Here is a 20,311-nt window from a genome sequence, read left to right as displayed (position 1 = left end):
GTGACCAGGGCCTTGGAAAAGGCGGCAATCTTAGCAGGCCGGGCGTGGCTAAATAAGAGCAATTTTCATTCAGGAGGCCGGGCCCGTTGTGCGCTTCGAGAACGCAGTGACGGGCCGGCAGTGGCTGCAGCGTTGCGCTGCAGCCTCCCGCAGCCGATCAGAACTCGTGATCGGCGGTGTCGGGGTTCAGGTCGCTGATACCGAGCGCGGCGGCAGCGCTTTCGATCGAGCCGGTCTGCTTGACCAGCGCGGCGATTGCGTCGCGCACCTTTTCCTGACCTTCGGTGTTGTCCGGAGCGATCAGCTGGTCGAAGGCTTCGCCATTCTCGGCGCTGGTGACCAGGACCTGCATCTTGGCTTCGGTCGTCTCGAGATCGGACTTGAGCGTGCTGTTGAGCTCCGGATCGATGCCTTCGACTAGCGACGCCAGGCTCGGGCCGGTCAACTTGCTACCGTCGATGCGGGTGTATTCACCCAGATAGACGTTACGGATGCCCTTGGCGTTGTAGTAGTGCGAGTTGTGGGTGTTGTCGCTGAAGCAGTCGTGCTCGTCTTCGGGGGAGTTGGCTTCCAGCGCGACCTTCATGCGCTCGCCCGCCAGTTCGCCCAGCGACAGGCTGCCCATGCCGAAGAGCATCTTGCGCAGGCCGTTCTCGGCCGATTCCTTCTCCAGGCTGGCGCGGTAGTTGTCGGCGCCGGGCTTCCACTCGTTGACCATCTCTTCGAGGTCGCTGACCAGCAGCTCGGTGGCCGCCTTCAGGTAGGTGCGGCGACGGTCGCAGTTACCACCGGTGCAACCGTCTCCCTCGATGAAATCGCTGACCGGACGCTGGCCCGCGCCGGCTTCGGTGCCGTTGAGGTCCTGGCCCCACAGCAGGAATTCGATGGCATGGTAGCCAGTGGCGACGTTAGCCTCGGAGCCGGCCAGCTCGTTCAGGCTGGCAAGCTTTTCGCCGGTGATTTCACTGACGTCGATCTTGTCTTCGCCAATCTGCAGTTCCTTGTTGGCAATGATATTCGCGGTGGCGCCCGGGTTGCCCAGCGCGTGCTGATAATCGCCCTCGACGTAGTCGATCATGCCTTCGTCCAGCGGCCAGGCGTTGAGCTGACCTTCCCAGTCGTCGACCACCGGATTGCCGAAGCGGAACACTTCGCTCTGCATGTAGGGGACGCGCGCCGCGAGCCAGGCGTCCTTTGCTGCCTGCAGCGTTTCATCGGTCGGGTTGGCCAGCAGTTGGTCGATTGCTTCCTGCAACTTCAGCGCGGCACTGTGCGCGTCGCTGAATACGGCATGCGCGATGTCGGCGTAGTGCTTGACCACGGCCTGGGCCGCTTCGCTGTTCACCGTTTCGGGGGCAGCCGCTGCCGGTTCGCTCTGAGTAGTGGCTTGCGGTGCGGAGGCCTGTTCGGCCGGCGCTTTGTCTTCGCCGCAACCAGCGAGAGAAATGGCGACAGCCAACAGGCTGGCGGTGGCCCAGACGGGAGTGCGTAGCATGGCGGGTTCCTTTGCTTGCAGGTTTGTATGAACGCGTCGACAGCGAGGCTGCGACAAACGGTATCGGCGCATAATGCGAAAGATTTTCATTTTGTGCAAAGAAATTGCGTGGCGTCGGTCGCGTATGGCGCGAGAAGCTGCCGTTAGAATGCCGTTTCCCTACCTTGTTCCCATGGAAAGCCCCGATGAGCCTGAGCGCCGTGATCCTGCTGGTCCTGTTGTTCCTGGTCGCCACCTACGCAGTCGTGCTCTACAACGGGTTGGTAAGGCTCAAGCACGGCGTTGGCAAAGCCTGGTCGAACATCGACGTGCTCCTGCGCCAGCGTCATGAGGAACTACCCAAGCTGGTCGAGACCTGCAAGCAGTACATGCAGCATGAACGAGCCACGTTGGAACGGGTGATCGCGGCCCGCAACGCCGTCTCGAGCGCCCGTGAGCAGGGCGATGTCGCCGCGCTGGGGCAGGCCGAGACAGGCCTGCGCGCCGGGTTGGGCCGGCTGTTCGCAGTCGCGGAAAGCTATCCCGAGCTGCGCGCCAGTGAAAGTTTCCGCCACCTTCAGCAGCGCATCAGCGGGCTGGAAAGCGGCATTGCCGACCGCCGCGAGCTTTACAACGAATCGGTCAACCTGAACAACGTCCGCATCGAGCAGTTTCCCGATGTGCTGCTGGCGCGGGCGTTCGGCTTCCGCCAGGCGGCCTTGCTGCAATTCAGCGAGGCCGAGCGTGCCGATGTCGACCTCAAGCCGCTGTTCGATTGATCCCGATGGACGCGTCATGGTTGCAGCTCGGCATGGGCGCAGTCCTCGCGCTGGTGGGCGGCTGGTTGTGGGTCGGTCGCTTGTCACGGTTGCGTCATTTTCAGGACACGCCCACCTCGCGCATTCGTTCGGCGGCTCAAGGCCACGTCGAGCTCGCTGGCGTGCTGGTCGAGCGCGCGGATGCCACGCCGCTGCTGGCGCCGCTCACCGCCCGGCCATGCCTGTGGTGGCGCTACCGGATCGAGGAGTACCGCCGGACGAACAATCGCGGCAGCTGGCGAGTGCTCGAGCACGGTGTCAGCACCGAGTTGCTCAAGCTGTTCGATGGCACTGGCGACTGCTTGATCGACCCGCGCGGCGCGGATGTACTGCCGAGCCGGCGTGACGTCTGGACGGGTGACCTGCGCCACCCACGCGGGCTGCCGTCGACCGGCCTGCTGGCATGGCTTGGCGGCACGCGGCGCTACCGCTACACCGAGGAACGGTTGCATGCCGGCGAGCCGTTGTACGCCGTCGGCGACTTCCGCAGTGAGGGCGGAGGGCGCGCTGGGCTGGCGCTCGAGGCCGCCCGCGCTGAGATCGTTCGTGAGTGGAAGGGAGAGTACGCCGGGCTGCTGCGTCGCTTCGACAATAATCGCGATGGCAAGCTCGATATGGCGGAATGGGGGCGGGTGCGGCTCGCCGCCGAGCTCGAGGCCGAGCAACGCCATCGCGCCGCCAGCGAACAGCCGGTCCGGCATCTGCTGGCGCGGCCGCCGCAAGGGCTGCCATTCGTGCTGTCCAGCCACGGCGAGGAAGTACTGGTGCGACGCTATCGGTGGAAGGCGCTGGGTGGTGCCTTGCTCTGTCTGCTCGGCGCGCTGATGGTCGCTGCCGCTTGGACCTGATCGCCGCTACAACGGCTCGTGATTGAAGCTGCGCTCGAAGCGCAAGGACTGGCGCAGCAGGCTGTCCAGCTCCTCGGCCGGGACCGGTTTGCTGTAGTAATAGCCCTGGCCTTCGTTGCACCCCTCGGCAATCAGGTAGCGTTCCTGCTCGGCGGTCTCCACGCCCTCGGCGATGACCTGCATACCGAGGCTGCGCGCGAGCTGGATGATGGCGCGCACGATGGTGGCGTCGCCCTCGTCGGCGTCCATGTCGCGGACGAAGCTCTTGTCGATCTTGATCTTGTCCAGCGGCAGGCTCTTGAGGTAACTCAGCGATGAATAGCCGGTGCCGAAATCGTCGATGGCAATGAGCGCGCCGGAGCGGCGCAGGCTGTGCAAGTTGTGCGTGGCGGCGGCGATGTCTTCCATCAGCCCGGTTTCGGTCACCTCGAGTTCCAGCGTTTCCGGCGGCAACTGGTGCGCAGCCAACAGGTTGCTGATCACGTTGGGGAGCTCGGCATGGTGCAGCTGGACCGTGGACAGGTTGACCGCCATACGCAGATCGGTGAAGCCCTGTTGATGCCATTCGCGAAGCTGCCGGCAGGCCTGGTCCAGCACCCATTCGCCGATGGCGATGATGCTGCCGTTCTGCTCGGCCAGCGGGATGAAGGTGTCCGGCGGTACCATCCGCCCGCTGGGGTGCGCCCAGCGCAACAGTGCTTCCACTCCGGTGATGCGCTTGAGCCGATAGTCGATTTGCGGCTGGTAGACGAGCTTGAACTCGCCGCGCTGAATGGCCTCGCCGAGGTCCTTCTGTAGCTCCCTCCGCTCACGGATCTCGCTGTCGATGCTGGCGACGTAGAACTGGTACCGGTTGCGCGCCCGGCTCTTGGCCAGGGTCATGGTCTGCTCGGCTCGCTGCAGCAGTTTTTCGGTGCTGTCGCCGTCTTCCGGGAAGAGGGTGATGCCAATGGTGGCGCGCAGGCGAACGTTGTCGCGATCGAGGACGATCGGCCGTTCGAGGTCGTCGAGCACCTGCTGCGCCAGTTCGGCGGCTTCGTAGGGTTTGTCGAAGCCGGATAGCACCATGACGAACTGGTCGCCGCCCAGGCGAGCCAGTGCGCCGATGCGCCCGCTCTGCTTGCGCAGGCGATCGGCCAGCGCGATGAGCATGCGATCGCCGTTCTGGTAGCTGTACTGTTCGTTGACGCCCTTGAAATCGTCCAGGCCCAGGCACAGCACGGCGACCCGGCGCTGCAGGCGCCCGGCTTCGGTCAGGATATGGTCGAGTTGCTGTTGCAGCTGGAGGCGGTTGGGCAGGCCGGTCAGGAAGTCGAACTGGGTCATGCGTTCGAGATTGCTCTCGGCGGCGTGGCGTAACTGCATGTTGCGTTCGATCGAGGCGAGCAGGCCGTTCGCCGTCTCGACCCAGAGGCCTAGCTCGTTTTCTTCGTGGCCCTTGAGCATCGGCAGTTTGTTTTCGCTGGGGCGATCCGGGTTGATGTTCGAGAGGTGCTCGATGAGCTTGGTCAGTGGCCGGGTCAGCAACCATTCGTAGATCAGGTAAAGCACCAGACCCAGCGTCAGCGCGCGCAGCATGCCGACCACGAAGATCACCAGGGAGTTGCTGACGAACTCCTCGCCGTAGCGTGCCGTGTCCAGGGTGATGCTCAGGTCGCCGTAGTACTCGTTGTAGGGTGGACGGCCGATGAGGGGTGTGGAGAAGTCCTGGTCGCGGCCAAGGATGGGGTCGGTGATCCAGCGGGTCGGCTGCGCCGACAAGGGCCGCGACTTGAATGCCAGTGGCTCCTCGCCGGGATGGCCGATGGCGGCTTTGCGGATCGACTCGTGCTGGAACAGCCCCTCCATCACCTGGGCGCCCATCTCGCGGTCCAGGCTGTAGATCGCTTGCGTCGAGGGGTCTCGCGTCATGCGCAGGATTCGCTGCGCCTCGGCGTCGATGAGCTGGCGCGTGCTGTAGGCGTTGAAGATGATCTGCGAACAACTCAATACCAATCCGACGGCCAGCGCGGACAGCAAGACGATACGTAACAGTTGTCGCGACAGGCTGTTGCGCAGTTGGCTCAAAAGAATTTCCTTTTTCCGGGCCGCTTGTTCGCCAGTATTGATAGGCGCAGGGCATACGTCAAAAGCTGACGCCATGCTGTATGGCAAAACGTTATCAAAAACACATCCCTCGCCGCAGAGCCGCCCGTCGCTGTTTCGCCGGGGCAAAAGCGGGGGCGTGCTTTGTCGGCATCAGCGGGACGGCGCCGATTCCTGGACGTCACAGCCCTTGATGACGAGGCGGATGATGGTCTCCGCCGCGGCGTCGTAGTCGGCGTCTTCGAGGTGGGCCTTGCCGGTCACGGTGGAAATCTGCCAGTCGAAGTCGGCATAGGTCTGGGTCGCCGCCCAGATGCTGAACAGCAGATGGTTGGGGTCCACCTGAGCCATGAGGCCCTGGTCGATCCAGCGCTGGATGCAGGCAGCGTTGTGGCTGGCCTGGGCATTGAGTTGCTCGGCTCGCTCCGGGGGCAGGTGCGGAGCCCCGTGCATGATCTCGCTGGCGAATACCTTGGAGGCGCAGGCGTGCTCGCGCGAGATACGGATCTTGGTGCGGATGTAGGCGCGCAGGACATCGGCCGGATGCCCGGGTTGGTTGAAGGGCTCCGAGGCCTGCAGCAGGGGCTCGACGATGCTGTCCAGCACCTCCCGGTAGAGGTTTTCCTTGCTCTTGAAGTAGTAGTAGACGTTGGGCTTGGGCAGCCCGGCGCGCTCGGCGATATCACTCGTCTTGCTGGCGGCGAAGCCCTTCTCGGCGAATTCCTCGCTTGCTGCGCGAAGGATCAATGCTTTGTTGCGCTCGCGGATACTGGTCATGGGCCCTTCGATTCACTACCTGCGAGGCCGGTTGGCCGGGCGGGAATCCTAGCACCTGCGTCCTGGCCGTCTCAAGGAAGCGGAACGCTCGCTGGCCGGTCGCCAACGCTGCCGTTCGCCTGATGCATGACGGTCCGCCGGACGGTCCTCCAGCCTCTCGTCTGTGCAGTCGATAAATACCTGGCGTCAGAAATTCAACTTGTATACATTTTTGCCGATAGATGTGTACTTAATCCTGTGCTCGAGGGTCACCCTATGCCTTTCATGCAACGCAGTATCCAGTGGCAGTTGATCGTCAGCATGGGGGCGGCCCTGCTGACCAGCCTGCTGATCGTGATCCTGGTGTATTCATCCGCGGTCAATCGGCTGGCCGAGCGCTACCTGGTGGGGCAGGCGCTACCGGCGAACGTCGGCGCCATCGGCAACGACATCGAGCGCACGCTGACCGCGCCCATCACTGCCACGGCGGGGATAGCCAGCAATGCCTTGGTCCATGACTGGCTGCGCAGCGGCGAAACGGGGCTCGATGCCGATGCGGTCGGCCGCTACCTGGAGGGCGTCAAGGCTCAACAGAAGGCGCTGACCACCTCCATCGCCGTGCTTGAGAGCGGCAACTACTATTCCGAGGCTGGGCTGTCACGCACGCTCAGCCGCAGTGCTGCTGGTGATGCCTGGTTCTATAGCCTGGCCGACAGCAGCATCGAACGGCGCTTCGAGATCGACATCGACAAGACCACCCGCCAGCCCACGCTGTTCATCAACCAGCGGATTGAGTCGGGCGGGCGCACGTTGGGCGTCGCCGGTCTCGGCTACAGCTTGAGCAGCATGTCCGAGCTGATCAGCAATTTCCGTTTTGGCGAGCGCGGCGAGGTCTACCTGATCAATGCGGATGGGCGGGTCAAGGTGCATCCTCGCGCCGAGCACAATGACCGCACCGATCTTTCGACCCTGGCGGGCAGCGAGGCCGCGCGGCAGCTCCTCGGCGGGGTCCGTGATGCCGTGCGTTTCGAGCGGGATGGGGAAACCTTTCTGGCCATCGCGCAGCCGCTCGAGAGCCTTGGCTGGGTGCTCGTCAGCGAGGTGCCCGAAGCGGAAATCTTCGCCGAGGCGCGTCGGACGCTCTGGACCATCAGCCTGATCGGCGCCTGCATTGCCTTGTTCTTCCTCGGACTGGTCGTCTGGCTGGCGCGGGGCCTGGTCAAGCCCATTCGGCAGGTTACCCAGGCGCTGGTCGAGATTGGTGGCGGTGGCGGTGACCTGACTCGACGCCTGGACGAGAGCCGCGCCGATGAGCTGGGTGACCTGGCTCGCGGTTTCAACCGCTTCATCGCAAGCCTGCGAGTGTTGATCGGCGACGTGCTGACGACCAGCCAGCAATTGCGAACGGCCGTCGGCCAGGTGGCGCAGGTGGTCGACAACACGGCGACGCGTGCCGGTCGCCAGCACGAGATGACGGACATGGTCGCTACCGCCGTGCACGAAATGGGCCTCACCGTGCAGGAAATCGCCCGTAACGCGAGCAACGCGGCGCAGGCCTCGCAAGGTGCGCGCAGCGAGGCGATGCAGGCGCGCACGGTCGTTGGCGAGTCCATCGCGCATATCGAGCGGATGTCCGGCGAGATCGGCCACGCGGCCGAGTCGGTGACTGACCTGGCGCAGCAGGTCGCGTCCATCGACAAGGTGCTGGCGGTGATCCGTAGCATTTCCGAACAGACCAACCTGCTGGCCCTGAACGCCGCGATCGAGGCCGCCCGTGCCGGCGAAATGGGGCGCGGGTTCGCCGTCGTCGCCGACGAGGTGCGTACCCTGGCCAGTCGTACCCAGACGTCGACCGATGAGATCCAGCAAATGATTCAGGGGCTCAAGAACGGCGCGCAGACTGCTGTGAATTCGATGCATGCCGGTCAGGCGGCGACGGGGACGGGTGTGCAGGCCAGCCAGCGCACCGGGCAGTCGCTGAGCGCCATCACCGAGCAGGTCGAGGCGATCAGCGACATGAACACCCAGGTCGCAGCGGCGACCGAGGAGCAGAGCAGCGTGACCGAGGAAATCACTCATAACGTGCAGGGTATCGCCGACCTGGCGCAGGCTACGGCGCGGGACGTGCAGGCCTGCCGGAGCGACTGCCAGGCGCTTTCGCAGCTGGCGGAAGACCTGGGGCGGCAGATGGGGAGTTTCCGGTTGTAGCCGAAAGCGCTGACCACGAAAAAGGCGACCCGCAGGTCGCCTTTTTCCTTTCCCTTACAAGCGCGGCAGCGGCTCTAGAAATGCGCCTTCACCAGGAAGCTCGCCGTGTTCTGGTCGGTTGGCCCCACGAAGTTGCGGCTGACGAACCCGCCATCCTCGATCCCGTACTTGTTCGACCAGTAGTCGTACTCGAAGCCCACGTAGAGCCGTCCCGGCTCCCCGTCGAGTGCCTTGCCCAGGTCGTACTTGATCTGCGGGTTGATGTGCAGGTTCTTCGAGACGAAGTCCCCGCGGCGCTCGGACCCGGCGTCGTTTACCACCCAGTCGATGAAGCCATCGAAGAGGATGTCGGACTTGCCCACCGGGATCGTGATCGCCCAGGTTGGTGTGAGTTGCCACTGGCCGGCCGGTTTGCCGGTGCTGCCGTCCGGCTTGCGGTAGTAAAGGTTGATGGCCAGGCGATCGAAACCAGGCACGTCGAGGTCAACCGCCGGGCCGAGCAGGTAGTTCTGGTTCGGTACGCCGTCGGTGCTCTCGCCGCGCTCATAGGTGGCGGCGAGCAGCACGTCCTTGACCGGGCCTAAGGCCAGGTCTTGGCCGCTGAGCTTACCCAGCGACAGACGCGGGCTGAACTCGCCGTAATAGGTGTGGCCATCGCTGCCGCTGACGCCGTTGTAGAAGATGTTGTCGATGAACAGGAACATGTCGCCCCAGGCCCAGCCGCTGGCGTGTTCGAAGGTCAGCGTCTGCTGGATGGGCGGGTTGATCTTGTAGTCCTTGCCGTACAGGTAGGTGAGGCTGTTGTTCTGCCAGTGCAGCATGTCGTCGGCGAAGGCGGGCGCAGCGAGAAGCGTGCCGGCCAGAGCCAGCGAGAGCGGTGCGAGCTTGGAGGTCATGCGGATACCCTTTTGGTTTTGTTGTTGTAGTCGGAGGGGCGCGCCAGGCTGCGATGCCCGGCGCGCGGGCGATCAGCCGGTCGGGGTGAGTTGGGCGGAGGGATCGCGGGTGATCGCCTTGGGCTCGGTCTTGGAATAGTCCGGGATGTTCACGGCCAGGGTGTTGGTGCCGATCGTGTCCTCGATCAGGTTGTCCGGGTCGTAGTTGTCGTCTTCCTCCGGTTCGCGGGGCAGGAAGAAATTGAGCAGGATCGCGCTGAAGGCACCGATGGTGATGGGTGAACCGAAGATGTTCTTCAGCACCTCGGGCAGGTGGTTGAGCACATCCGGTACCGCTGCCACGCCCAGCCCCAGGCCCAGCGAGATGGCGACGATGAGCATGTTGCGGCGGTTGAGCCCGGCTTCGGCGAGTATCTTGATGCCGGCGATGGCAACCGTGCCGAACATGATCAAGGTCGCGCCGCCGAGCACCGGCTTGGGCATCAGTTGCAGCACGCCGCCAACGACCGGGAACAGCGCCAGCAGGATGAGGATCGCGGCGATGTACAGCCCGACGTGCCGGCTGGCCACGCCGGTGAGCTGGATCACGCCGTTGTTTTGGCTGAAGGTGGTCATCGGCAGGCTGTTGAAGGTCGCGGCGAGCAGTGAGCTGCAGCCGTCGCCCAGGATGCCGCCCTTGATCCGCTTGAGGTACAGCGGGCCCTTGACCGGCTGACGCGAAATCATCGAGTTCGCGGTGAGGTCGCCCGCCGTTTCCAGCGGCGTGATGAGAAAGATCACCGCGATGGGGATGAAGGCCATCCAGTCGAAGGCGAAGCCGAACTTGAATGGCTGCGGCACGCTCAGTGCCGGTAGCGTGGCGAGGCTGGAAAAATCCACCATGCCCATCATCCAGGCGGCGGCGTAGCCCACCACCAGCGCGACGATCACCGCGGACAGCCGCAGCAGCGGAATGCCGAAGCGGTTGAGCACGATGATGGTGCCGAGCACCAGACCGGCCAGTGCGAGGTTGGGCAGGGCGCCGGGGTCTTCGGCGCCGTAACCGCCAGCGATGTCGGTCATCGAGACCTTGATTAGCGACAGGCCCATCAGGCTGATGATGGTGCCGGTGACCACGGGTGTGATGATCCGGCGCAGCCGGTCGATGCAGCGGCTGACGGCGATTTCTACGAATGCCGCGCAGAAGCTCACACCGAAGAGCGTCGCGAGGATGTCTTCCGGGGTGCCGCCGCGGTTCTTGACGATGAAGCCGGCCGCCAGCACCACGCTGAGAAAGCCGAAGCTGGTGCCCTGCAGGCAGAGCATGCCGGCGCCGATCGGGCCGACGCGCCTGGCCTGGATGAAGGTTCCGATGCCAGAGACGAACAGCGCCATGCTGACCAGATAGGGCACATGCTCACCCAGGCCCAGCACGCTGCCGATGATCAGGGTCGGAGTGATCACGCCGACGAAACTGGCCAGCACATGCTGGATCGCGGCGAAGGTGGCGGGGAGCGGACCGGGGCGATCTTCCAGCTGGTAGATCAGGTCCTGATTGGGAGCGTCACCGCTCCTGGGTTCGGTTGCGGTCATGAGTCAAGCCTGCCATTCGTTATTGTTCGGTCATGGGCTTTCGAGGCTGCACGGACCTCTATCACTGGCCGAAAAAAGCTGTTCGCTCGGTCAGGATGCGCTCGACTATAACAACCTGTGGACAGTAGATGAAACAATAAATTTTGTAATTGTGCACAATCCGGACGACCGTGCACCCGCCGTGTCAATGGGCCGCGCGCAGCTCTCTCGCGACATGCTCGGCCAGGCCCGCACCGGCTTCGCTCATCGTCAGGTAGGTACGGTCCGCGCCAGCGGCTTCGATCTGCTTGGCGATATCGTCGTACATGGCATGCGAGACGATCAGGCCGCTGAAGCCCTTGCCACGCAGCTTGCGGGTAGAAATGATCTTCGCCTCCGGATCGTTCATCGCCAGGATCACCGCCTTGACCTGATTCATCTCCAGGCTCTCCCAGAACATCTGATCCTCGGCATCGGCGAATAGCACATGGCGGTCGTTCTCGCTGCTCTTCTTCACCGTGACCAGGTCCGAGTCGAGGCTGATCAGGCGCCAGCCCTGCGCCTTGAGATGATCGTAGGCGGCGCGCCCGGTACGGCCCATGCCCATGACCAGAATCTGCGCGTCGCCGAGCGAAACGGGCTGTTCGTCCGGGTGGCGGATGTCACGCTCGAGCGGAATCAGGCGTTTGGCCAGGCGATCGTATAGCGGGTGCGAAATCCGGTTCAGTTGCGCCGAGATGACGAACGACAGCGCCACGGTGATCGCCAGTGGCGTCAGCCATTGCGGCAGTACCACGCTGGCGACGATCAGGCCGAATTCGCTGTAGTTGGTCAGACTCGAGGCGCTGAGAAAGGCGCTGCGCGCGCGCAGGCGAAACAGCAGGAAGAGGAAGAAGAACAGCGCGCCCTTGAGCGGCAGCAGCAGCGCCACGGCCCCCGCGAAGAGCATCGCATCCATGTCCGGCAGACCGCCGATGCCGATCTGCAGGAAGAAGCCGACGAGGAAGACTTCCTTGATTGCCCACAGCGAGTTGGAAAGTTCGGTCGCGCGCTTGTGCTTGGCGAGCATCGCGCCGAACGCCAGGGCGCCCAGTTCCGAGCTGAGGCCGACATATTCGAAGCCCAGGCCGCCCGCGACCAGCGCCAGCATCAGGCCGAGCAGCACCATGAGTTCTTCGTGACCGCTATAGTCGAGCAGGCGGAACAGCAACGGGCGAAGCAGCGGCAAGAGAAACACCAGCAGGGCCCAGGCGGAGGGTACCTTGCCGCTGGCGATGCTCATCACCACCAGGGCAATCAGGTCCTGGATGATGAGCACGCCGATCGCGACGCGGCCATGGAAGGCGCGCAATTCGCGCTTGCCTTCGAGCACCTTGGCCGCCAGCACGGTGCTGGAAAATGACAGCGCGACCGCCAGCAGCAGGCTGTCGCGCCAACTGGTATCGAGAAAGAAGAAGATCGCCGGCAGCACGATCAGGCTGGAAATGCCGAAGTGCAGCAGGCTGCCGCCGATCACTTCGCGCCGCACCAGGTTGCTCAGCTTGAGCTTGAGCCCGACGGTGAAGAGCAACAGCAGCACGCCGAGATGGGCAAGGTGGGCGAGGATTTCGCTGTCCCGTGGGCCAACGCCAATGCGGTCGCCAAAGGCTGCCAGGGCGAAGCCGGCACCCAGATAGCCGATCAGCGGCGGCAGGCCGATCGCGCGCGAGGCGAGCCCGAGCGCGAAGGCGAAGGCGATCCAGGTGGCTTCGATCATGGGTCAGTTCTTCTCGGTTCGGCAGGCGGGCGCCGCATTTTAACGGGGGCGCGTGGCTTGTCGAGCATCGGGAAGAACGTCGGAGCGCGCGGAGCCCGCATGTGGCAGGCTCCGGTCGGGCGGCTGTCAGTGGTGCGCAGCACCCGTCAGTGCATGGCGCTCCGGGCCACCCAGTACATTGAACAGCAGGTTGAGCGTCACGGCGCTGAGAGTCGCCACGGCGATGCCGCTATGGGTAATGGGCTCCATCCAGTGCGGCAGGTGGGCGAAAAACTCGGGCCGCACCACCGGCACCATCCCCAGGCCGATACTCACCGCGACGAGCAACTGGTTGCGCCGGTCGCCGATATCGGCTTCCTGAAGGATCTTGATGCCCGTCGCGGCGACCATGCCGAACATGGCGATCCCGGCGCCGCCAAGCACGGCCGCCGGAATCGAGGCCACGAGAAACGCCGCCTTGGGCAACAGGCTCAGGCTGATCAGCAGCAGGCCGGCAATGGCCGTGACGTAGCGGCTGCGCACGCCAGTCATCTGCACCAGGCCGATGTTCTGCGCAAAAGACGAATGCGTGAAGGTGTTCATGAAACCGGCCAGGAAGGTCGCGCCGGCATCGCACAGCAGGCCGCGGCGCAGTTGGCGGGGGTCGACTTCCTGCCCGGTGATCTTGCCCAGCGCCAGAAACATGCCGGCCGATTCGACGAAGATGATCACCACCACCAGGCACATCGACAGAATGGGCGCGAGCAGGAATTGCGGCGCGCCGAAATGATTCGGCGTGACCACCTGGACCGCTGGCGCGGCGTCGAGTCCCGACAGGTCGACCATGCCCAGGCTGCCCGCCAGCACGTAGCCCATGCCCATGCCGATCAAGACCGAGACATTGACCCAGAAACCGCGCAGGAACTGGTTGATCAGCAGGATCACCGCCAGCACTGCCGCGGCCACGCCGAGATAGGGCAGGGCGCCGAACTGGCCCGTACCGCTGCCGCCGCCGGCCCAGTTCACCGCGACCGGGAACAATGAAAGACCGATGGCGGTGATCACGGTGCCCGTGACCAGCGGGGGAAACAGCCGCACGATCTTGCACACGAATGGCGCGATCAGCAGACCGAAGAAGCCTGCCGCGATGGTCGCGCCGAAAATGCCCGGCATGCCAACGCCGGGCATGCCGGCCATCACCACCATGCTGCTCACCGCGGCAAAGCTGGCACCCATCATGACCGGCATGCGGATGCCCACCGGGCCGATGCCCATGGATTGCACGACCGTCGCGATGCCGGCTACGAGCAGGTCGGCATTGATCAGGAAGGCGATTTCCTCACGTGACAGCCCGGCCGCCTGGCCCACGATCAGCGGGACGGCAACGGCCCCACCGTACATCAGCAGCACGTGCTGAACGCTCACCAGCAGCATTTGCAACAGGGGCAGTCGCGGCTCCCTGACGGGTGCGGTTTCCCGTTCGCTCACTTCGTTCATGCAAAACACCTCGGACGCTTTTGTTATTGGAGGTCGCGACGGTCCCGCTGAACGTGCGGGGCCGGGTTTAGGGTGCTCGGGTTCCGGCCAGGCCGGTGGTGTCGGGCGCGGTCTCGCCTGAACGTCAATCAGAAGGAAAGGCAATGGCCGCGCCGGGAGCGGCGCGGCCAGCGGGCGCGATCAATCGATCGGCGCGCCCTTGTCGATCCAGGCGCCGAGCAGGTCGCGCTCGTCCTGGGTCATGTTGGTCATGTTGCCCAGCGGCATGATCTGGCTGGCCACGGCTTGCGCATGGATCTTCGCGGCCTGCTGGCGGATCTGCTCGGGCGTGTCGAACATCACGCCCGCCGGCGCGGCGCTGAACAGCGGGCTGCTCGGCTGCGCCGCGTGGCACACCGTGCAGCGCTCGTCGATCACACGACGGACCTCGGCGAATTCGCCCTCGCCGGCTGACGCTGGCGCGGCTTCTTGCTGCTCGTCCGGCGCCGTCGCGGCCTGTTGCGCCTCGATGCTCTGCTCGCGCGGGCTGGTCGGAGCGGCGTTGGGCACACCACCCTGGCGGTTCGGCGCGGTGACGAAGGCCAGGCAGATCATCCCGACCGCCGCGGCCGGCAGCGCCCAGGCGAAGCGGTTGCTGTCATGCCGGGTGTTGAAGTAGTGGCGTACCAGCACGGCCAGCACCGATATGCCGGCCAGGATCGCCCAGTTGTACTGACTGCCGTAGGTGCTCGGGAAGTGGTTGCTGATCATGATGAACAGCACCGGCAGAGTGAAATAGTTGTTGTGCCGCGAGCGCAGCAGCCCCTTGGCCGGCAGCACCGGGTCGGGGGTGCGGTTCTGCTCGATCGCAGCGACCAGCGCGCGCTGCGCCGGCATGATGATGCGGAACACGTTGCCGACCATGATGGTGCCGATCAGCGCGCCGGTGTGGATGTAGGCGGCGCGACCGCCGAATACCTGCGAATAGGCCCAGGCGGCAAAGATCACCAGGACGAACAGCACCAGGCCGAGCAGCGCGGGCTGCTTGCCGAGCGGCGAGTCGCAGAGCAGGTCATAGACGAACCAGCCGACGATCAGCGAGCCGAAGCCGATGGCGATCGCCATGGCCGGGGTCAGGTCGCTGCCGGGTGCGATCAGATAGAGGGTGGGGTTCAGGTAGTAGACCACCATCAGCAGGGCCACGCCCGACAGCCAGGTGGTATAGGCCTCCCACTTGAACCAGTGCAGGTTCTCCGGCATTCGGGGTGGGGCGAGCTTGTACTTCTCCAGGTGGTAGATGCCGCCGCCGTGAATCGCCCAGAGATCTCCCGAGAGACCATCACGTGGGTTGGCGCGGTTGAGATTGTTTTCCAGCCAGACGAAATAGAACGAGGCACCGATCCAGGCGATGCCGACGATCATGTGAATCCAGCGAATAGTAAGGTTCAGCCATTCGGTCAGATGTGCTTCCACGATAGTTACCTCTTGCACGGCTGGCGGACCAACCGCTGTTTCTTCTTATTCGACTCGTCGCAAGTGTCCGGCTTGTCAGCAGCACGCATGGCGGTATCGGCTGAGCACGGCAGCCGCGTCGGCGATGGCCTCGTTGATCGGTCGGTCGCTTACTTGGAGTCCCGGTGGGGGTCGAGGAGAACCAGCTCATCCTCGGTGAAAAAATGCTCGTCGCAGTTGTTGCCAGAACCGCTGCGATCGACCACCAGGAATTCATCCCGCTTTTCGATCGTCAGCACCGGGTGGTGCCAGACGCCGCGGTGGTAATTGACGCCCTGCCTGCCGTTGCTGCGAAAGGCGCGGACGTGGCCCGGTACAGGTGCATCGCCAAGTGGCGCGACCACGACCAGAAAGGGGTTGCCGAGCAGCGGGATGAAGGCCTGGCTGCCCAGCGGATGACGTTCGAGCATGCGGATGACCAGCGGCATTTCCAGCGCCTCGGCGGCGAAGATGCTGATGATCGCCTGATCCTCGGGCGCGGCGGTCTCGACCGTGGCCAGCTTGTGATAGCGGCGGGTCCAGCCTTTGTTGATCATGAAGTAGTCGCTGCCTTCGGTCTCGATGACGTCGCCGAAGGGGGCGAAGGCTTCCTTGGTCAGTGGCTCGATGGTCAGGGTGCGCATGGTTTGCTCGTTCAGTTAGTGGATGCTTTTCGTTGTTCGCGTGGGTTTGCTCCCCTCACCCTAACCCTCTCCCCGGAGGGGAGAGGGGACTGGCGCGGAGAAACGGCTAACCTCGTTCCTCCCTCTCCCCCTTGGGGAGAGGGCCGGGGTGAGGGGCCAATCCCGCTCCTTACTTCGCCACCTTGCCAAACAGCCGCAGCCGGCTGACGCCGCCGTCCGGGAAGATGTTCAGGCGCACGTGAGTGATCGGGCCGAGCTTGGCGATCTGCTCGCTGAACTCGTGTTCGGCGTGCATCGACAGCTTCTGGCTCGGCAGCAGCTCGCGCCAGAACAGGCTCTGGGTCTCGATCTGGCTATCGGTGCCGCCTTTGACGTAAGCCGCCTGGATCGAGCAGCTGTCCGGGTAGTTGCCCTTGAAGTGCAGGGTATCGACGACGATGCGCTCGATCTCGCCCGGATGGCCGAGGGCGACGATCACCCAGTCATTGCCCGGGGTACGGCGGCGGGCGGTTTCCCAACCGTCGCCCATGTTCTCGCCACGGTTCGGGTTGAGGATGTTGCTCATCCGCCCGAAGTGCTCGTCCGAGCAGGCCAGTGCGCGGCCGCCATTCAGCGCCGCCGCCAGGTCGACCTGCTCGTTGTCGCCGATGCTGCTCCAGTCGCGGTACGGGATGCCGTGCACGCGCAAGCGGGCGACGCCGCCGTCCGGGTAGATGTTGAAGCGCAGGTGGCTGACCGGCTTGTCGAAGGCGATCTCGTGGTAGTGGTGGCTGTTGCCCTGCAGCTCGACGGCCGGGAGGATTTCCGTCCAGACGGTGTCGTCGCTCGGGTCGCCGTCGGCGACGAAGCAGGCTTCCAGCGAGGCCGACGGCGGGTAGTTGCCGGTGAAGTGGCTGGTGTCGATGTCCACGCCCTTGATCCAGCCCGGTACGCCGAGGCGGATCACCGCATGGTCGTAACCTTCGAAGCGCTTGCGGCGCGACTCCCAGCCGTCCATCCACTTGCCGTTGTCATCGAACACGCCCTCCTTCCATACGGCCGGCGTCGGCTGGAACAGCCGGTTGACGTCGGCGAACCAGTCGTCCGTGACGGAAATGGCGCGGGTGCCCAGACGGGCGTCGGCCAGGTTGACGTATTTCTCGAAGGGTACGGCGTAAGCTTTCATCGCGATCTGCCTTGAATTGAATGGAGCGGTTTCTGCCTTTATTGCCTGTGTTGCGGTGTTGCGGTGTTGCCTGTTTCCCGTTCCGGCTACATGGCCTGCAGGCGGAACAGGGCGATCTTGTTGATCTCCGCCAGCGCCCGGGCGAACTCCTGCTCGGGCTCGTTGTGGATGCGCTCCTCGAACGCGGCGAGGATCTGGTGCCGGTTGCTGCCCTTGACCGCCATGATGAAGGGGAAGCCGAATTTCGCCTTGTAGGCGTCGTTGAGTTCGGTGAAACGGGCGAACTCTTCCGGTGTGCATTCATGAATGCCGGCACCGGCCTGCTCGGAGGTGCTCGATGCGGTCAGCTCGCCGCGGATGGCGGCCTTGCCGGCCAGGTCCGGGTGCGCATTGACCAGCGCCAGCTGGGTGTCATGGTCGGCGGCGAGCATCGCCTGGGACAGGCGGGTGTGCATCACCTCGACGTAGTCCAGCGTCTCGTCGACGCCGGCGCCATAGACCGTCTCGGCGACCCAGGGCGAATGCTCGTAGACATCGGCGAAGGCGGCGACGAAGGCGTCGCGGTCGAGGGTCGAGGGCTTGATCGTCTTGAACGGGGTCATCAATTGCGCTCCGCGGTCATGGGGTGGGTGGCGTGCCAGTGCCGGGCGATATCGACGCGGCGGGCGAACCAGACCTTGTCATGCCCCTTGGCGTACTCGATAAAGCGCTGCAGCGCCGCCAGGCGAGCGGGGCGACCCAGTAGGCGACAGTGCATGCCAATGGACAGCATTTTCGGCGCACCTTCGCAGCCTTCTGCATAGAGCACGTCGAAGGCGTCCTTCAGGTACTGGTAGAAGTCGTCGCCCTTGTTGAAACCCTGCACCTGGGTGAAGCGCATGTCGTTGGTGTCCAGCGTATAGGGGATCACCAGGTGCGGCTTGACGGGGGTGGATTCGGGGTCCCAGTAGGGCAGGTCGTCGTCGTAGGTGTCCGAGTCGTAGAGGAAGCCGCCTTCCTCGCGCACCAGGCGCCGGGTGTTGGGGCTGGTGCGGCCGGTGTACCAGCCCAGCGGGCGCTCGCCGGTGAGCTCGGTGAGGAGGCGGATGGCCTCCTGCATATGCTCCCGTTCCTGGTTTTCGTCCATGTACTGGTAGTCGATCCAGCGATAGCCATGACTGCAGATCTCGTGGCCGTCGGCGACCATCGCCTTGATGACCTCCGGATGGCGCTGCGCGGCCATGGCCACGGCAAAGATGGTCAGCGGAATGTCGTGGCGCTTGAACAGCTTGAGCAGGCGCCAGACCCCGGCGCGGCTGCCGTATTCATAGAGCGACTCCATGCTCATGTTGCGCACGCCCTGCAGGGGTTGCGCCGCGACCATCTCGGAGAGAAAGGCTTCGGATTCCTTGTCGCCATGCAGCACGCTGCGCTCGCCGCCTTCCTCGTAGTTCAGCACGAAGGACAGGGCGATACGGGCGTCGCCCGGCCATTGCGGATGGGGCGGGTTCTCGGCATAGCCGATAAGGTCACGAGGGTAGTCGGCGCTCATTGTCGTTCCTTGTTCGAACCGGATTGCCGCCAGGATGCGGCAGCTGTGTGGCTTGATTGTATACAAAATGATTTTCGATTTGTAAATCCAAACCCCGTAAATAATTCAGAGGCCAACGAAAAATAGGCTGCCTGGGGTCGTCCTCGACAAACCAGTGGCCTGCTGCCAAGCGGCTGCTCTGTTTTCAGCGAGCAGAAAACGGGCCAGAAGGCATGTGGCTAAACTTGTGTACAATTTTTTAGGAAACTGTCTTTAGTTTTTTGTGCGAGGTGCTATGCTCCTGCCAAGACATCCACCACACACGAGGAGGCAGGCAGGGCGGCAGGTCCGTCATGCTGGAACCTATGGGACGTTTGACCACACACGTACTGGATGCCGCCCACGGTTGCCCGGGCAGCGATATCCGCATCGAGCTCTATCGCGTCGACGGCGATCGCCTTGAGCTGATCACCACGCGCCAGACCAATGATGATGGCCGTTGCGATTCGCCCCTGCTGGAAGGCGATGCCTACCGTTCCGGCGTCTATCAGCTGCAGTTTTCGGCCGGTGACTACTACCGCCGCCGCGGCGTGTCGCTGGCTGAGCCGGCATTTCTGGATGTCGTGGTGCTGCGGTTCGGCATCAGCGCCGAGCAGAATCACTACCACGTGCCGTTGTTGATTTCTCCGTATAGCTATTCGACCTACCGGGGTAGCTAGTCGTTTTTTCCCTTCAGTGCTGACTCTACTGGAGTCCCTTTGCCCGCCGTAATGGCGGGTTTTTTATAGGGTGGGTTTTGACTCGCGTGTGGCGCTTGAGGCGATAGTCCGGGTCTGGCGCCAGGCACCTATGACGCAAGGTTCGCGAGATGGCAACGCGTTACGGCAGGCACCATGTGCGCGCCACACCGGGTGGAAAACGCTGCACGGTTTTCCACCCGTGCTCATCCCGACAAGGTGACACGCCGTGATGCAGGGGTCGCCGAACACGACGCAAGCCGGTGCCCCCCTCAGCGACTCATCAACGAAACCGCTCCTGCGCCCCCGAACAGTGCCGCGCTCGTCCGGTTGAACCACACATGCCCCTTCCCGGTGCGCAGGTAACGCGCCGCGCCCTGCGCGCCCAGCCCATAGGCCAGCTTGCAACACAGGTCGAGCACCGCCCAGGTGGCGACCATGATCAGCAGCTGCGGCAGCAACGGCTGTTCCGCATTGAGAAACTGCGGCAGAAAGGCGGCGAAGAAGAGGATGTCCTTTGGGTTGCTGCCGCCGAGCAGAAAGGCCTGCCCGAACAGGCGCCCGAACCGCGGCGCTGACGCTGGGCCATCGACCTCGCGCGCAACCGGTGCGCGGCGTGCCTCTTGCCAGCTCTGCCAGGCGAGGTAGAACAGGTACAGCGCACCGACCAGCTTGAGCGTGCTGAAGAGCCGCTCCGAGGCCAGCAGGATGGCGCCAAGCCCCAGTGCCGAGGCGCTGAGCAGGAGAATGGAGGCCGTCACCCCGCCGAGAAACGCCGGCCACGAGCGGCGAACCCCATGGTTCAGGCTGTTGCTGATCATCAGCAGCGACAGCGGTCCGGGGATCAGGATCACCACCAGCGCCGCGCTCGCATACAACAACCAGGTTTCCAGACTCATCACACCCTCCCGAGAAAC

17 protein-coding genes are annotated in these 20,311 nt (G+C 64.1%); 4 read left to right on the top strand and 13 right to left on the bottom strand.

What is annotated here, in order from left to right; genetic code table 11:
• Window positions 1–157: 157 nt before the first annotated feature.
• Window positions 158–1,495: an imelysin family protein gene (locus MST27_RS12875; protein ID WP_243606337.1), complete on the bottom strand. Its 1,338-nt coding sequence runs from the start codon at window positions 1,493–1,495 to the stop codon at window positions 158–160.
• A 185-nt stretch (window positions 1,496–1,680) separates the two neighbouring features.
• On the opposite strand from MST27_RS12875, the gene MST27_RS12870 reads away from it, so the two are divergent.
• Window positions 1,681–2,253 (top strand): LemA family protein, encoded by a 573-nt coding sequence (locus tag MST27_RS12870; protein ID WP_243606336.1) that lies wholly within the window; start codon window positions 1,681–1,683, stop codon window positions 2,251–2,253.
• Window positions 2,254–2,258: 5 nt separating this feature from the next.
• A complete protein-coding gene (locus MST27_RS12865; RefSeq protein WP_243606335.1) occupies window positions 2,259–3,140 on the top strand; it encodes a GIDE domain-containing protein in 882 nt (293 codons plus the stop codon).
• A 6-nt stretch (window positions 3,141–3,146) separates the two neighbouring features.
• On the opposite strand, the gene MST27_RS12860 is transcribed toward MST27_RS12865, so the two are convergent.
• Both MST27_RS12860 and MST27_RS12855 read right to left on the bottom strand, forming a co-directional pair.
• Complete coding sequence (locus MST27_RS12860) at window positions 3,147–5,207, bottom strand: putative bifunctional diguanylate cyclase/phosphodiesterase (protein WP_243606334.1); 2,061 nt, start codon at window positions 5,205–5,207, stop codon at window positions 3,147–3,149.
• A gap of 171 nt (window positions 5,208–5,378) precedes the next feature.
• Window positions 5,379–6,002: a TetR/AcrR family transcriptional regulator gene (locus tag MST27_RS12855; RefSeq protein WP_243606333.1), complete on the bottom strand. Its 624-nt coding sequence runs from the start codon at window positions 6,000–6,002 to the stop codon at window positions 5,379–5,381.
• A gap of 255 nt (window positions 6,003–6,257) precedes the next feature.
• Here MST27_RS12855 and MST27_RS22785 point away from each other — a divergent pair, with 255 nt between their 5' ends.
• On the top strand, window positions 6,258–8,189 hold the full coding sequence (locus tag MST27_RS22785; RefSeq protein ID WP_243606332.1) for a methyl-accepting chemotaxis protein: 1,932 nt from the start codon (window positions 6,258–6,260) through the stop codon (window positions 8,187–8,189).
• A 74-nt stretch (window positions 8,190–8,263) separates the two neighbouring features.
• Here MST27_RS22785 and MST27_RS12845 read toward each other — a convergent pair whose 3' ends face one another.
• The 9 genes from MST27_RS12845 to puuE all read right to left on the bottom strand — a co-directional run bounded on the left by MST27_RS12845 (window position 8,264) and on the right by puuE (window position 18,678).
• A complete protein-coding gene (locus MST27_RS12845) occupies window positions 8,264–9,085 on the bottom strand; it encodes an outer membrane protein OmpK (RefSeq protein WP_243606331.1) in 822 nt (273 codons plus the stop codon).
• Between the two features lie 72 nt (window positions 9,086–9,157).
• Complete coding sequence (locus tag MST27_RS12840) at window positions 9,158–10,657, bottom strand: nucleobase:cation symporter-2 family protein (protein WP_243606330.1); 1,500 nt, start codon at window positions 10,655–10,657, stop codon at window positions 9,158–9,160.
• 184 nt (window positions 10,658–10,841) lie between these two features.
• Entirely contained in the window at window positions 10,842–12,392 is a 1,551-nt protein-coding gene (locus MST27_RS12835; RefSeq protein ID WP_243606329.1) for a cation:proton antiporter domain-containing protein, read from the bottom strand.
• Window positions 12,393–12,518: 126 nt separating this feature from the next.
• Window positions 12,519–13,868 (bottom strand): nucleobase:cation symporter-2 family protein, encoded by a 1,350-nt coding sequence (locus tag MST27_RS12830; RefSeq protein WP_243606328.1) that lies wholly within the window; start codon window positions 13,866–13,868, stop codon window positions 12,519–12,521.
• Between the two features lie 180 nt (window positions 13,869–14,048).
• Window positions 14,049–15,320 carry a urate hydroxylase PuuD gene (locus MST27_RS12825; protein WP_243606327.1) on the bottom strand — a complete coding sequence of 424 codons (1,272 nt, stop codon included), beginning with the start codon at window positions 15,318–15,320 and terminating at the stop codon, window positions 14,049–14,051.
• 149 nt (window positions 15,321–15,469) lie between these two features.
• Complete coding sequence (locus MST27_RS12820) at window positions 15,470–15,982, bottom strand: ureidoglycolate lyase (RefSeq protein WP_243606326.1); 513 nt, start codon at window positions 15,980–15,982, stop codon at window positions 15,470–15,472.
• Window positions 15,983–16,151: 169 nt separating this feature from the next.
• Entirely contained in the window at window positions 16,152–17,147 is a 996-nt protein-coding gene (alc, locus tag MST27_RS12815) for an allantoicase (protein ID WP_243606325.1), read from the bottom strand.
• An 86-nt stretch (window positions 17,148–17,233) separates the two neighbouring features.
• The gene (gene uraD, locus MST27_RS12810; RefSeq protein WP_243606324.1) at window positions 17,234–17,749 is read right to left on the bottom strand and encodes a 2-oxo-4-hydroxy-4-carboxy-5-ureidoimidazoline decarboxylase; all 516 of its coding nucleotides are present in this window, start codon (window positions 17,747–17,749) and stop codon (window positions 17,234–17,236) included.
• Window positions 17,749–18,678 (bottom strand): allantoinase PuuE, encoded by a 930-nt coding sequence (gene puuE / locus MST27_RS12805; RefSeq protein ID WP_243606323.1) that lies wholly within the window; start codon window positions 18,676–18,678, stop codon window positions 17,749–17,751. Before puuE ends, uraD begins: the two co-directional genes overlap by 1 nt.
• Window positions 18,679–19,022: 344 nt before the next feature.
• On the opposite strand from puuE, the gene uraH reads away from it, so the two are divergent.
• Window positions 19,023–19,376, top strand: coding sequence for a hydroxyisourate hydrolase (gene uraH / locus MST27_RS12800; RefSeq protein ID WP_243606370.1), 354 nt, complete (start codon window positions 19,023–19,025; stop codon window positions 19,374–19,376).
• A gap of 290 nt (window positions 19,377–19,666) precedes the next feature.
• Here uraH and MST27_RS12795 read toward each other — a convergent pair whose 3' ends face one another.
• Window positions 19,667–20,293 carry a LysE family translocator gene (locus MST27_RS12795; protein WP_243606322.1) on the bottom strand — a complete coding sequence of 209 codons (627 nt, stop codon included), beginning with the start codon at window positions 20,291–20,293 and terminating at the stop codon, window positions 19,667–19,669.
• Window positions 20,294–20,311: the final 18 nt, after the last annotated feature.

This window comes from Stutzerimonas marianensis (assembly GCF_022810315.1).
Taxonomy (GTDB): domain Bacteria; phylum Pseudomonadota; class Gammaproteobacteria; order Pseudomonadales; family Pseudomonadaceae; genus Stutzerimonas; species Stutzerimonas marianensis.
The sequence above is the reverse complement of the archived record's forward strand: the minus strand, read 5'-3'. Positions and strand labels throughout refer to the sequence as shown.